11 protein-coding genes and 1 pseudogene are annotated in these 13,849 nt (G+C 43.6%); 7 read left to right on the top strand and 5 right to left on the bottom strand.

Annotation, left to right across the window (positions count from 1 at the left end; all coding sequences use genetic code 11):
- The first annotated feature begins 15 nt into the window (after positions 1–15).
- From NEE14_RS05790 to mobV, 4 genes are all read left to right on the top strand, one after another.
- A complete protein-coding gene (locus NEE14_RS05790) occupies positions 16–405 on the top strand; it encodes a hypothetical protein (protein ID WP_016564204.1) in 390 nt (129 codons plus the stop codon).
- Between the two features lie 310 nt (positions 406–715).
- Positions 716–1,957, top strand: coding sequence for a primase-helicase family protein (locus tag NEE14_RS05795; RefSeq protein ID WP_016564203.1), 1,242 nt, complete (start codon positions 716–718; stop codon positions 1,955–1,957).
- A gap of 254 nt (positions 1,958–2,211) precedes the next feature.
- The gene (locus NEE14_RS05800) at positions 2,212–3,180 is read left to right on the top strand and encodes a toprim domain-containing protein (RefSeq protein ID WP_016564201.1); all 969 of its coding nucleotides are present in this window, start codon (positions 2,212–2,214) and stop codon (positions 3,178–3,180) included.
- A gap of 193 nt (positions 3,181–3,373) precedes the next feature.
- On the top strand, positions 3,374–4,741 hold the full coding sequence (gene mobV, locus NEE14_RS05805; protein ID WP_251966315.1) for a MobV family relaxase: 1,368 nt from the start codon (positions 3,374–3,376) through the stop codon (positions 4,739–4,741).
- A gap of 89 nt (positions 4,742–4,830) precedes the next feature.
- Here the strand turns inward: mobV and NEE14_RS05810 are convergent, their stop codons facing one another.
- Positions 4,831–6,057 (bottom strand): MFS transporter, encoded by a 1,227-nt coding sequence (locus tag NEE14_RS05810; protein WP_016564142.1) that lies wholly within the window; start codon positions 6,055–6,057, stop codon positions 4,831–4,833.
- 608 nt (positions 6,058–6,665) lie between these two features.
- Here NEE14_RS05810 and NEE14_RS05815 point away from each other — a divergent pair.
- The 3 genes and pseudogenes from NEE14_RS05815 to NEE14_RS05825 form a co-directional block, all read left to right on the top strand.
- Positions 6,666–7,739, top strand: a pseudogene (locus NEE14_RS05815) (efflux RND transporter permease subunit); the annotation flags it as partial.
- 3 nt (positions 7,740–7,742) lie between these two features.
- Positions 7,743–9,104 (top strand): TolC family protein, encoded by a 1,362-nt coding sequence (locus NEE14_RS05820; protein WP_251967157.1) that lies wholly within the window; start codon positions 7,743–7,745, stop codon positions 9,102–9,104.
- 280 nt (positions 9,105–9,384) lie between these two features.
- The gene (locus NEE14_RS05825; protein ID WP_251967156.1) at positions 9,385–11,802 is read left to right on the top strand and encodes a TonB-dependent receptor; all 2,418 of its coding nucleotides are present in this window, start codon (positions 9,385–9,387) and stop codon (positions 11,800–11,802) included.
- Here NEE14_RS05825 and NEE14_RS05830 read toward each other — a convergent pair.
- From NEE14_RS05830 to NEE14_RS05845, 4 genes are all read right to left on the bottom strand, one after another.
- On the bottom strand, positions 11,799–12,500 hold the full coding sequence (locus NEE14_RS05830; protein ID WP_251967155.1) for a DUF5020 family protein: 702 nt from the start codon (positions 12,498–12,500) through the stop codon (positions 11,799–11,801). The genes NEE14_RS05825 and NEE14_RS05830 overlap by 4 nt on opposite strands.
- Before the next feature lie 247 nt (positions 12,501–12,747).
- On the bottom strand, positions 12,748–12,930 hold the full coding sequence (locus NEE14_RS05835) for a hypothetical protein (RefSeq protein WP_251967154.1): 183 nt from the start codon (positions 12,928–12,930) through the stop codon (positions 12,748–12,750).
- A gap of 65 nt (positions 12,931–12,995) precedes the next feature.
- Positions 12,996–13,193 carry a hypothetical protein gene (locus NEE14_RS05840; RefSeq protein ID WP_251967153.1) on the bottom strand — a complete coding sequence of 66 codons (198 nt, stop codon included), beginning with the start codon at positions 13,191–13,193 and terminating at the stop codon, positions 12,996–12,998.
- 203 nt (positions 13,194–13,396) lie between these two features.
- The gene (locus NEE14_RS05845; RefSeq protein WP_251967152.1) at positions 13,397–13,801 is read right to left on the bottom strand and encodes a hypothetical protein; all 405 of its coding nucleotides are present in this window, start codon (positions 13,799–13,801) and stop codon (positions 13,397–13,399) included.
- Between the last annotated feature and the right edge of the window lie 48 nt (positions 13,802–13,849).

Raw genomic sequence — 13,849 nt, forward strand, 5'->3', positions numbered from 1 at the left:
TTAAATCAAACGATAATGAAAGAGGAAAGAAACATCATAACAATGAACGAGTTCGGCAATGTAGTTATGCCGAAAGATATACAGGCAACCGCCATGAGTGAGTGGGAGCTTTGCGAGTTGTTCAATGTAACCGCCCCGACTATCAGGGCAGGGATAAAGACACTCTGCAAGAACGGCATTCTGAATGAGTGTGAGATAAGGCATACCATCCGACTGTCCGACAAGTGCAGCATGGAGGTTTACAGCCTTGAAACGATAATCGCCCTTGCGTTCCGTATCGGCACATACAGTGCGAAGCAGGTGCGCAATGCCGTTCTTGAAAGACTGTACTTGCGAAAAGAGAAAACAAGCATCTTCTTTTCGCTGAACACCAACGGCATAGCCAAAGCCGAATACTTCTCGTAGCTGAATTGGTTGCACGACTGACGGAATCCATTCATTCAGTCACGAATAGAGTAATCAAGCCAGCGTGTCAGCATATAATCTGACCGACATATCAACAGGAACTCCAATTTTTTCTCCCGAAAAGCGTAATCCCCACATTCGTTTTTTGGGAGTTTTTTCGTCTGTCCTGCCCGACTTCCGTTCCAAACCATTGAAAGTTTTTTCTTCGGGGGCTATTTGTCACCGTTCTGCCGCGTTTTGCGTAACAACTTATCCGATAAATGCTTATACTTTTGTAGCTGGTATTTTTCAAACTTAAAACCATTTGATTATGTCAGCTAACAAACAACAAGACAGCCACAGACCGCCATCGGATGGTGGCATGGCAAAGGAGGAATTCATCCGAGTGGGGACTACGCTTTACAAGATTGTGGAGCAGCCCAAACTGAACGGAGGGTATGTAAGGAAACGCATAGCATGGAACAACGAAACCCTGCGCCAAGACTACGGCAAGGACTACATCGGCAGCGTTCCCAAGTATGACGGCTTCTGCACCGTACCCGAACACATCGGCTACCATCCCGTGGTCGGCAAGTTCCTTAACCTCTATGAACCGATAGACCACCAACCTAAAGAGGGCGATTTCTCGCATATCCAATCTTTGGTAGGTCACATCTTCGGGGAGCAATACGAGTTGGGCATGGACTACCTACAACTGCTCTACTTGTACCCCATTCAAAAGCTGCCTATCCTGCTGTTGGTATCAGAGGAACGCAACACAGGCAAAAGCACATTTCTGAATTTTCTAAAACTCCTATTTCAGAACAATGTAACCTTTAACACCAACGAGGATTTCCGTAGCCAATTCAATTCCGACTGGGCCGGCAAACTGCTTATCGTGGTGGACGAGGTGCTGCTCAACCGTAGGGAGGACAGCGAGCGGTTGAAGAACCTAAGCACCACACTTTCCTACAAGGTGGAAGCCAAAGGCAAAGACCGTGACGAGATAGCGTTTTTCGCCAAGTTCGTGCTATGCTCCAACAACGAGTACTTGCCTGTAATCATTGATGCAGGGGAAACACGCTATTGGGTACGCAAGATAGACCGCTTGCAGTCTGATGATACCGACTTCCTGCAAAAGCTGAAAGCGGAGATACCCGCCTTTCTTCATTTCCTGCAACACAGAACACTATCCACCGAAAAGGAAAGCCGTATGTGGTTTGCTCCATCGCTGTTGCATACCGAAGCCTTGCAGAAGATAATCCGCAGCAACCGTAACCGACTGGAGATAGAGATGCACGAGCTGATACTTGACATCATGGATAGTGTCGGCACGGACACATTCTCGTTCTGCTACAACGACATTCTTCTGTTGCTGGTACACTCGCAGGTAAAAGTGGAGAAGCACCAAGTCCGAAAGGTGTTGCAGGAGTGTTGGAAACTTACGCCTGCACCCAACGGACTGACCTATACCACCTACCAATTCAACTACAATCGGGAGTGTCGGTATGAGCCTGTAAAACGGGTCGGTCGTTTCTATTCTGTCACGAGGGAACAACTTGAATCCCTGTAATATCATTCTTTTTTTTGTTGAATTGATGAATAAGGATATAACTATGCTGACAATAAACAATATACACTCTCAACAAAATCTCAACAATCGAAAAGAGAAGTTGAGAGAGGAACAGCACCCGATTGTTGATTTCTCTTTTGGCGAGTGGTTTGTTGAGAAGATGTTGAGCAAATATCTTTCTGTAAATAAATGTGTTATATAAGCCATTCAACAAATCAACGTTTTTACAATCATCATCAAATCTATAGAATATCATGAACATACAAGAAGTTAAACAAATCAGAATCGCAGACTATCTGCAAAGTTTGGGTTACACGCCCGTCAAGCAACAGGGCAGCAGCTTTTGGTACAAATCACCGCTGAGAGAGGAAACGGACGCATCTTTCAAGGTAAACACAGAACTCAACAAATGGTACGATTTTGGACTTGGCAAGGGCGGTAACATCATCGCATTGGCAGCGGAACTCTACCATACGGAAGATGTAACCTGCCTGTTGAAGCGCATAGAGGAACGGACACCATACATCCGCCCTGCATCGTTTTCTTTTGGCAAGCAGCAATCCGACAACCGCACTTATCGGGTATTAAGAGTTGGCGAGCTGTCATCACCTGCGCTCATTGCCTATCTGCAAGAAAGGGGGATAGACATTGAACTCGCCAAAAGGGAGTGTAAGGAACTGCGGTTTGAGAATGCCGACAAACCCTATTTCGCCATCGGCTTCCCGAATATGGCAAGAGGGTATGAAGTGCGTAATAGATACTTCAAGGGATGTGTCGCCCCGAAGGACATCACCCATATCCGACAGCAAAAAGAGCCACGAACCGTCTGTTATCTTTTCGAGGGCTTCATGGATTATCTCTCGTTCCTGACCATCCGAGTAAAGAACAATCCGCAACACCCACGATTGAATGCACAGGATTACGTCATTCTCAACTCCGTTTCCAACCTCTCGAAAGCGGAAAGCATATTGGCAACCTATACCCGAATCGGCTGTTTCCTTGACAATGACACAGCAGGACGGAACGCATACGCCAACCTGCAACGGATGTTGGGTGACCGCTTGCAGGATATGTCGGTTCACTATGCAGGGTATAATGACTTGAACGAGTACCTGTGCAAAAAACTCTTGTCCCAATCGACAGAGCCGATAAAGGAGGAGAAGCAAGTACAATCCGCAAGGCGGATGATGCAGCCACCGAAAAAGAAAGGGCTGAAAATATAGAGGGGAACAGGTTCGCTTTCCCAAGGGTATTTAGACAGAAATACCATAGCTTAATAGGGCGTTTTCTTCACGCATTACACGGTAATGCTAAAAACTCCCTATCGAGCCAAAGGGAAATCCCTTTGGAAACCCTGAGAGCCAATGCCACAGGCAGAGAATACACTCATAACAATAACCGTAAAAATCAAACTACATGGGATATTTTTCATTGGACATAAAGAAAGCAAAAGGTTCATCGGACACCGTACAATCCGACCATATAGAGAGAAGAATCATACCTAAAAACGCAGACCCGACAAGAACGCATCTGAACAGGGTACTTATAGAATACCCCGATGGCGTTCATGGCAGGGATGAAGCGATTGCCCACAGGCTGAACACGGCAGGCATCAAGCGGAAGATTACACATGACCAAGTCCGTGTAGTCCGAGTGGTTCTGTCGGGAACACATGAGGACATGATGGACATACAGGAAAACGGAAGACTTGACGAATGGTGCAGCGACAGCATCCAATGGCTGCAAGCCACATTCGGCAGGGAGAACGTGGTTGCCGCCCATCTTCACATGGACGAGAAGACACCGCATATCCATGCAGCCATTGTTCCCATCGTGACAGGTGAAAGGCGCAAAGCCAAGAAAGAGCAGGAAGACGGCAAACGGAAGTATCACAAGAAAGCAAATACCGTCCGTTTGTGTGCCGATGACCTGTTCAACCGTCAGACCTTGATTGCGTACCACGACAATTATGCAAGGGTTATGGCTAAATACGGATTACAGCGAGGTGTGCGAGGTTCCGAAGCACGGCACACCACCACGACACAGTATTATCGGGACATACAGAAAAAGAACGCTGCCCTTGATGCAGAAAACAAGCGGTTACAGGAGCAGAAAACCGAAACCGAACAGGAACTCAGACAAGCCAAGAAAGAGGTACAGACCGAGAAACTGAAAGGTGCAGCCACCACCGCAGCGACCTACATAGCTGAAAGTGTCGGTTCTCTTTTCGGGAGCAACAAGGTCAAGACTTTGGAAAGGGAGAACACCGCCCTGTATCGGGAAGTTGCCACCCATGAGGAAACCATTGAGATACTGCAAAACCGCATACACACGATGCAAACCGAGCACAACCGCCAGTTGTTGGAAATACAGCAGAATCACCGTAAGGAGATGGCGGAAAAAAGTGTCAGACACAAAGATGAAGTATCAGGTTTGAAACGCATTATCGAAAAGCTGTGTGCATGGTTTCCTATGGCAAAGGAAATTATGAGAATAGAGAGCCTGTGCCGCCTTGTCGGGTTCAATGAAAGGCAGACCACGACATTGACTTATGGTAAGCCTTTGATATACGAGGGCAAACTTTATTCGGAGGAACATAATCGGAGTTTTACGACAGAAAGAGCAGGCTTTCAAGTGGTGAAAGACCCTGCGGACAAGTCTAAACTGACACTCGTAATCAACCGCCAGCCCATAGGCGAATGGTTCAGGGAACAGTTCGACAGGCTACGGCAGAGCATACGACAGCCAATTCAACCACAAAGGAAAAGTAGAGGAATTACATAAGTAGTTAAAACAGATTGCAATAAGCCTCCGATAATCGTATTTCCCTATCAGAGGCTTATTGCTGTTTAGATTTAGTTACGTTTCATAAATCATGATTTTTGTTTTTGATTGTCGACCTTTCTAAGTTGTGGAAGACATAAGGCTATTATAGCGAGAAGCAGAATAGCCATACCTGAGAACAAAAACCAACGGTTTACCCCGATTTGGTCTGCAAATGCACCCGACACTACCAACCCAAGCGGCATGGCAAACGACATGATGCTGCCAAGAAGTCCGAAAACACGCCCTAAATACTCGGGTTGTATCTGTTCTTGAAATAGCGCGGTCTGTACTCCATTATAGAATGGGGCAGAAAAGCCCATCAACGTACAACATATCGCAAATATCATAAAACCATTGGTTGGTAGCAAGCCGGAAACAGTCAATGACACTCCCATAAGAAAGATAGAGCCGATGATATTTGCCATGCGCTTTTTGAAACCTCCCCATGCGCCCAATAGAAGTCCGCCCAACAACATACCAACTGCAAAAACAATTTCCACCACGGAAGCATGCAAGGTACTTCCCTCGAAATAATTCATACTCATCAGCGGAAATAGCGCATTGATTGGCATATAAATGAACATATTGATTGCTCCTATCCAAAGCAATGTGAAAAGAGCTTTATTTTGTCGTATTGCGTTATAGCCAATGCGCAGTTCGGTGAAAAAGTTTTCTTGCTGCAGCGCTTCAATCGGTTGTTTTGGGATGTGAACCATTGCAACAGTGATACAGGCAATTATTGCTCCGAATACGTCAAGGGCAACCGCAGAATTCAACCCCCATTTTGCATAGAGAAAAGCGGCAATTGCCGGACTTAGGATGAAACTTGCCGATTGGATGGACTGGGTGTAGCCGGCACATTTGACTAACTGTTCTTCAGGCACTAAAAGAGGTGTTACCGCACTTAACGCAGGGGAATGGAATGCAGTGCCAACGCTTCTAATGAAGAGGATGAGCATTACTATCCATACAGGTAGTTCCGCTGACAGGGAAATTACGGTAAGTACCAGTCCAGCACAAGCTATGATGACATCTGCACCAATCATGACCATTTTCCGGTTCCAGCGGTCAACAAGTACTCCGATTGCAGAACCTAAAACCGCTTGAGGTAGAAACCCAACCAAGGTCGCCATTGACAACACCATCGCAGACCCTGTTGTATTTGTCAGATGCCAGATGATGGCCATTTGAAGAACCCCACTTGTTATCAGGGACACAGCTTGCCCCGCCCATATTGTATAGAAATCTTGTTTCCAATTTCTGATTTTTTCCATTTGAATTTTTCCTTTTATCTTTTGAATGTTTCTTGATTTTATAGCACAAAAAATCTCTCGACAAGCCTGAAATAGCATGCCGGATTACAAAGACAATGACATTCAAATCGAATTAATTAGATTTGAATGTGGAAAAATTACCAAGGTTTATGATATGCAATATTAACGGTGTTTTTACCTGTTAATATTGTACAATTGTTCATAATCATATTGAAAACCACTATATATGTTGCGACTTATCTTAATTGGGATGGTATTATATGCACACCGAATCCGCTGCAAAGTTACAATAAATTATTCGATTTTTGCACTAACTAAAGTAAAGAATTTCAATGCTTCCTGAATTTTGCCTTTCCTTTTTTATCCAAATCTGCAAAAAATAACGGCATAAGCAAATAGGTATATATCGAAAGGCAAAAAATGGCGAATACTGTTTGTATTGGATACTATATCAAAGATTTGTCGTATCTTTGCACCTGAAAGAGTTATTTGATAGTAAAACACCGCAAAACGCTGAAAATCGCACGGTTTCCTAGTCGTTACCATTACTTTTCAGATACTCCGTTAAATGTTTATTCATCAAACGGTTAGACGAAACCGTTCAGAATTTAAAATATACTCGCCAGTTAATTGATGCCCTGAATAAACGCCCAGAAATTGCCAGAGCTACTACTTCTTTTGATACAAAATTTCCACAGTATCTTGTAGAGGTAGATGCCGCAGTTTGTAAACGAAATGGAGTATCACCCTCAGATGTCTTAAATACCTTATCCGGATATATCGGAGGTAGTTATGCCTCTAACATGAACCGCTTTTCCAAACTCTATCGAGTCATGGTACAAGCTTCACCCGAATTTCGTCTGGATACAAAAGCTCTACATAATATATATGTACGGAATAGTTCTGGCGAAATGACACCTATCAATCAATATTTGAAACTAACCCGCATCTACGGCTCTGAGATTCTGACTCGCTTCAATCTTTTCTCGGCTATTCAGGTCAATGGAACACCAGCAACCGGTTATAGTTCCGGACAGGCAATCCAAGCTGTAAAGGAAGTAGCAGCACAAATTTTACCAACTGGATACGGTTATGAATTCGGTGGTATGTCTCGTGAAGAATCCAGTACCGGTAACACCACAACGCTTGTATTTGTCATCTGTGTTGTCTTTATTTATTTGATTCTTTGTGCTCTTTATGAGAGTCTGTTTGTTCCGATGGCCGTGATTCTTTCTGTACCTTTCGGATTGGCTGGAAGTTTCCTCTTTGCCAAGATGTTCGGACTGGAAAACAATATTTATTTACAGACAGGACTGATTATGTTGATCGGCTTACTTTCCAAGACGGCAATCCTGCTTACTGAATATGCTTCCGAACGCCGTCATCACGGCATGAGTATTATTCAGGCAGCCATTTCGGCCGCTCAAGTTCGCTTGCGACCGATTCTGATGACTTCATTGACCATGATCTTTGGTATGTTACCTATGATGTTCTCAACCGGTGTTGGAGCCAATGGCAATATCTCTATCGGTGTAGGTACAGTTGGTGGTATGCTTATTGGTACAATTGCATTGCTGTTTATCGTACCACCGTTATTCATGGTATTCCAATATTTACAAGAGAAACTCATGCCTGCACGTCAGTTGCCACAACCTGAAAAAGAAACGAATAAAGGAGAATGATATATGAAAAAGATATTGTTATGCATATGGGGTATAATAACCCTAAGTAGCTGCCATATTTACCGGGCATACGAACGGCCGGATATAGCTGTTTCCGACAGTCTCTACCGCCAGTCTGTTCCAATTGCAGACACCACGTCATTAGCTTCACTTTCTTGGAAAGAGCTTTTTACTGATCCGCAATTACAACGGCTCATTGAAACAGGCCTTAACAACAATACAGATCTGGGGATCGCATATCTGAAAGTGAAAGAAGCAGAAGCACTACTGATGACTTCACGTCTGGCTTATCTTCCGGCTGTATCGTTCACACCGCAAGGTTCTGTCAGCAGTTTGGATGGGGCAAAAGCCACCAAGACTTATGACTTGGCAGTCTCGGCAGATTGGGAAATCGACATCTTTGGCAAGTTACTCAATGCCAAACGAGGTGCGAAAGCGGCTCTTGAACAAAGTGAAGCCTATCAACAAGCTGTACAAACTCAACTGGTCGCCACAATCGCCAACAGTTATTATAGTTTACTCATGTTAGACGAACAACTGCATATTACGCGACGTACAGCTGAAACCTGGAATGAAAATGTGCGGGCAATGAAGGCATTGAAACGTGCTGGACAAACGACGGAAATGGCAGTGGCACAAACTGAAGCCAGTAAACTCTCAGTAGAATCTTCTATCCTTTCACTTGAACAACAAATCAACGAGATGGAAAATTCTTTGTCTACTTTACTAGGCATGAACCCTCAAGAAATTGGCCGTTCAACATTAGATGCTCAGGTCTTTCCCGACTCCATTTCAACGGGTGTACCTCTACAGTTGTTAAGCCGACGGCCAGATGTCAAGCAGTGTGAAGCTCAGTTAGCAGCAGCCTATTATGCAACAAATGCAGCACGTTCAGCTTTCTATCCGAATATTACATTAAGCGGATCGGCCGGTTGGACCAATGCTGGTGGTGCGGCCATTACCAATCCCGGACAATGGTTATTATCGGCGGTCGGCTCACTGGTACAGCCGCTATTTAATAGAGGACAAAACATAGCAAACCTGGAAATAGCCAAAGCGCAACAGGAAGAGGCTCTGCTGTCTTTCCGCCAAAGTCTGCTGAATGCCGGAGCCGAAGTAAATGATGCCCTCGTACAATGGCAGGCAGCCCGTAAACGGATTCAGCTGGATAAACAACAGGCAACTTCCCTTCAGTCGGCCTTGCGCAGTTCTGAATTACTAATGCAACACAGTTCTCAGAACTATCTGGAAGTACTTACTGCCCGTCAGGCTCTGTTACAGGCCGAACTGGATGTCGCGTCCGACCGCTTTGATGAAATACAAGGTGTCATCAACCTATACCACGCATTAGGCGGCGGTTATTAACACACAGCTATTGAGTCCGCTTGGAATATCCGCATTTACTATACCAATCAAAACCTATCTCACATTGTATCATCCGCCATGTGGTGTTCCAAGCGGACTCGCCTTTACGTTCTTTTCTTGATATTTTAGGATGAATCGCGTACCTTTGCACAAATAAAAAAACGAAAGATTATACGTTTCTAACCTTTTTTACGTTTATACATTTAGAACAGCATTCATACCTGACTGTTGATAACCAGAAAGCTGAATGCAGACATCAAACTGACGAACATCATAAAATATGAAAATACGAACGATTATTTCTTTGCTATTCATACTTGTATCCACAACAATTTATGCCCAGAAAAGGGTAAAGGTGACCGGTTATGTGCGAGATGCCGACGGTAATCCGCTGGAACTGGTAAACATTCTGGTAAAGAATTCACTGAATGGTACTATGACCAACGAAAAAGGTTTCTATTCATTGAATGTTACACCCGGAGATTCTGTTACCTTTATTTATTCCTGCCTGGGTTACAACAAGGCTGAACGCATTATTCCTTCCCTGCAAGCCGACATGCGCCTCAATGTAAAGATGAATTATACATCAATCAACTTGGGCGACTTTGCCGTGACAGCTATCCGAAAACAAACATCCACCATGGAAACCATGCAAGCTGACAAAGTAAAATTACTTCCCGATCCTTCTGGAGGCAGCATAGAAAGCTTGGTGGTTACTTTTGCCGGTGTCTCTTCTAATAATGAATTGAGTTCCCAATATTCCGTTCGTGGAGGAAGTTACGATGAAAATATCATTTATGTGAATGGTATTGAAGTATTCCGTCCGCTGCTGATCCGTTCCGGACAACAGGAAGGCTTGAGTTTCGTTAATCCGGATTTGACACAGGAAGTTAATTTCTCGGCCGGTGGTTTTGAAGCCCGTTATGGTGACAAGATGAGTTCTGTTTTGGATATTACATACAAGAAGCCCAAAGAGTTTGAAGGTTCTGCTTCTGCCAGTCTGTTAGGAGGAAATGTGTATGTTGGGAGTTCAACCGGGAAATTTACCCAAGTTACTGGTTTCCGTTATAAAAGCGGTCGTTCATTATTAGGAACAATGGATACCGATGCGGAATACGATCCACGCTTCATGGACTTACAAACCTATATGACCTATGCGTTTTCACCCAAATGGGAAGCTACTTTCTTAGGCAACTTTGCTACCAACAAATACCGTTTCGTGCCTCATAGCCGTGAAACTACATTCGGGACCATCGAAAACAGCCAGAAGTTTACCGTCTGGTTTCCAAACAGTAATGAAAACGATAAGTTCCAGACCTTATTCGGCGCCTTAACGCTTGCCTATAAGCCTAACGACAATACCACATTGGGCATACAGGCTTCTGCTTTCAACAGTGAAGAAGACGAACGATATGATATTGCCGGAGAATACTGGCTGAATGATGGAAGCGGCGACAACTCAACGATGGATGCCGGAAGCTCGGCTCTCTCTGTTGGGCGTTATCAGGAACATGCCCGCAACCGTCTCCACTCGAATGTCATGAATGTAGGGCATTATGGAAGTGCGCGCGTTTTGAACAACACCATCAAATGGGGCGCACAGGTACAAATGGAACGGATTAGCGATAAAATTGTTGAATGGGAAAAACGTGACTCATCAGGTTACTCTCTTCCTCATACCGGCGACGGCGTAAATCTGTTTTCTAATTTATATTCACAAAACAAGTTGGAAAGTACCCGCCTGTCGGCATACGTGCAAGATGCATTCAAGTTCCGCACCAAACAAGGTCTTTTCAGTGTGACAGGCGGTGTGCGAGGTAGTTACTGGAGTTATAACAAGGAATTCATCTTCAGTCCGCGTGTTTCGGTTGGATTTATTCCCAACGCCAATCAGGACCTGACGTTCCGCCTAGCTACCGGTCTGTATTACCAGTCGCCTTTCTATAAAGAATTAAGACAGGTTGTTACAGATGAAGAGGGAAACGATATTGTCAAACTGAATAACCAGCTCAAGTCCCAGCGTTCTATTCATGTGATTGCCGGAGGTGATTATACATTTCGCGCCGTCGACCGGAACTTTAAGGTTACGGCAGAACTCTATTACAAGAAACTGGATAATCTGATTCCTTATACGGTTGATAATGTAAAAATCAGATATTATGGTGAGAACTGTGCCAAAGGATACGCGGCAGGTGTCGATGTTAAGTTCTTTGGCGAATTTGTTCCGGGAACCGACTCCTGGATCAGTTTCTCTTTGATGAAAGCAGAACAAACAATTCGGGAAACAACCAAAGCCCCGCTTCCCAACAGTCCGGGTTATAATATCGGTCTGTTCTTCCAAGACTACTTTCCAGGTTACAAACGTGTTCAGCTGAACCTGAAAGGTGTTTTATCAGGTGGACTGCCGGTGACCATTCCCAATAAAGGATACGAAGACGGTTATTTCCGCACACCTGCTTATAAACGTGTAGACATGGGTATTTCTTATCAACTGATAGAAAAAGACGATGCCATCCGCGACCGTGGTTTCTTCCGCTACCTGAAGAATGCCTGGTTAGGACTGGATGTATTTAATCTCTTTGACATGAAGAATGTCAATTCCTATTATTGGATTACACGTGCGGACAATAATCAGTTTGCCGTTCCGAATTATCTGACCGGCCGACAAATTAATGTCCGCTTGCTGGTAGACTTTTAATCAAACGACCATTTGACAGCCAATGTAGGTATGGCATAAAATCCGTTCCGGAAACTGAAGTTATGACTTAACTCAACTTCCGTACCCACGCTGAGCTTGAATTTGTCGTCTATTTTCTCAAATTTATTCAGATTCAACCAAAATTGTGGCTCTGTCAGGAAGATAAAATTACCATGAGGATTCTTTTCACGCCACCAGTCGGCAAAACCACAGAAGGTACAGAGGCCATTCTTGGCAAAATGAATGTACCAAGTTCCTGTCAGCTGGAAATTATTCGGTTTCTCGGATTTCTGAATATACTTATACATACCGGTAAAAGTAAAGCCTTTCGTAAAGTCTTTCGAATTGAATGTATAAGTCAGACCGCCTAAATAGGCATTATTGAATGAAGACTGATTATTGAGTCCACCATCATATTCAACATGTATAGAGAATGGGGCTTTCCAGAAACTCAACTCACGAGATATTTCCCAATAAGCCGAAGCAATTCCCTTAGAAGTATAATCCATATCCACAAAGAAATAAGTACTTCCCCATTTATCGGGCTTAAACATTTCAACCGTACTGGTCAATACCGGACGGCCATCTAAGTCTTTATCATACAAAGCTCCGCCAAAGTCATAATGTAATTGCACATTTTGCCCTTTTCCGGCCCATACAGCCAATGAAAGTAAGGCACAAACAAAGAATTTCCGCATATTCAGTCTGTTTACGTTAAGAAAGCGCAAAAATAGTAAAACTTTTCCAGATGCAGACCATTTCATGGTGAACAGACAAAAAAGAGGCTGAAGTTTCAACCTCAGCCTCTCCATATTGGTACACATGTCGCCTGGAATAATCTCCATATCTGATGATTTATAGCAAGTTTAAAATAGGCAGAAAAATAAGCGACAGATAATCCCGGCATCCCGACGGAATAGCAACAATTGTACTTTTCCAAAAGGGTTAGTGTGTCTGTTTCTTACCACCTAAAAATCTGGCAGCACCCATTAAAATAGCCAAAACGGCCAGTACTGTCATGATAATAGCCTTTGTTGATGCAGATTCAAATGTTGTTGTTCCGACTAATACCAGCACAATACATGCCACCATCATTACTGCATCAGCTAAATCTTTATTTATTTTCATGATAATTTCCTCCTCGTCTTTTTTATTCGATTGTATTTATAGTTGATTTTATTCTTTCCTCGTAATTATTTATTGACAACATCGGTTTCTTCTGAAGAGCTTAAAGCTTTCATAATACCATACAAACCATAGGCCAAAGCTGCCAAAACAACGATCAGCTTCACATAATCATTTGGAATGATAGAACTACATGCTAAAACACAGCCTACTAAGATTAATACGATAGAAACTAACAGATTGAATTTATTTGATTTTTTTGCCATGATAATTTTCTTTTTTGTGATTTGTAAATAACATATGGTCACGCCGCTTTCTCCGCGACCTGATAAGAACGGATAAACGCATGGGAAAACACGTCTACGAACAGGCTCTTCAGCGTTTTAAACAGAATCAAATACAGCCATTCGCATCCGGGAAAGCATAATTTCCCCGGGGACATTCTAATCCCTTTTCAATCACAAAAAAGCTAAATCAGCAATTTCCGTAACGCAAAGACATGATATCCGTTACGGGTAAGTAAGGCGGAGTAATTAATATGGTGAGTTATAGATACGTTTTCCAGTAGTCTGGAAATCAAATCGTGTCCTTTTAAGCGCAAGAACTGATAGGTTTTCTCTACCTGATTCTGCGTCCGCAGATTAAAATTATAGGTGATTGTCTGAACCACCCGGCGCGGAGATAGTAGATTACTGTTCTTCAGATCACTGCTCAGAACGGCTATGCACGTTTCCATATCATGATCTGCCGGTTCTTCCATGACAGTTTCATTGGTCTGGGCAATAGACATGGCGAACATCTGCACTTTTTCATTCCGATTGAAGAAAAGCACAGCGCTCAACACAAATCCGATTATGACAAGAAACTGTTTCATGCCGCAAATATAGGATGTTTTTTCGGAATAGGGAAAAGTGGATTGGTA

The sequence above is a fragment of the Parabacteroides sp. AD58 genome, assembly GCF_023744375.2.
Classification (GTDB): domain Bacteria; phylum Bacteroidota; class Bacteroidia; order Bacteroidales; family Tannerellaceae; genus Parabacteroides; species Parabacteroides absconsus.

Bases quoted from the DNA above. Each gene is read 5' to 3' on its own strand.
- NEE14_RS05800 (WP_016564201.1), top strand. From the start codon at position 2,212: ATGAACATACAAGAAGTTAAACAAATCAGAATCGCAGACTATCTGCAA.
- NEE14_RS05835 (WP_251967154.1), bottom strand. From the start codon at position 12,930: ATGAAAATAAATAAAGATTTAGCTGATGCAGTAATGATGGTGGCATGT.
- NEE14_RS05845 (WP_251967152.1), bottom strand. From the start codon at position 13,801: ATGAAACAGTTTCTTGTCATAATCGGATTTGTGTTGAGCGCTGTGCTT.
- NEE14_RS05825 (WP_251967156.1), top strand. From the start codon at position 9,385: ATGAAAATACGAACGATTATTTCTTTGCTATTCATACTTGTATCCACA.
- NEE14_RS05820 (WP_251967157.1), top strand. From the start codon at position 7,743: ATGAAAAAGATATTGTTATGCATATGGGGTATAATAACCCTAAGTAGC.
- NEE14_RS05810 (WP_016564142.1), bottom strand. From the start codon at position 6,057: ATGGAAAAAATCAGAAATTGGAAACAAGATTTCTATACAATATGGGCG.
- NEE14_RS05830 (WP_251967155.1), bottom strand. From the start codon at position 12,500: ATGCGGAAATTCTTTGTTTGTGCCTTACTTTCATTGGCTGTATGGGCC.
- NEE14_RS05790 (WP_016564204.1), top strand. From the start codon at position 16: ATGAAAGAGGAAAGAAACATCATAACAATGAACGAGTTCGGCAATGTA.
- NEE14_RS05795 (WP_016564203.1), top strand. From the start codon at position 716: ATGTCAGCTAACAAACAACAAGACAGCCACAGACCGCCATCGGATGGT.
- NEE14_RS05840 (WP_251967153.1), bottom strand. From the start codon at position 13,193: ATGGCAAAAAAATCAAATAAATTCAATCTGTTAGTTTCTATCGTATTA.
- mobV (WP_251966315.1), top strand. From the start codon at position 3,374: ATGGGATATTTTTCATTGGACATAAAGAAAGCAAAAGGTTCATCGGAC.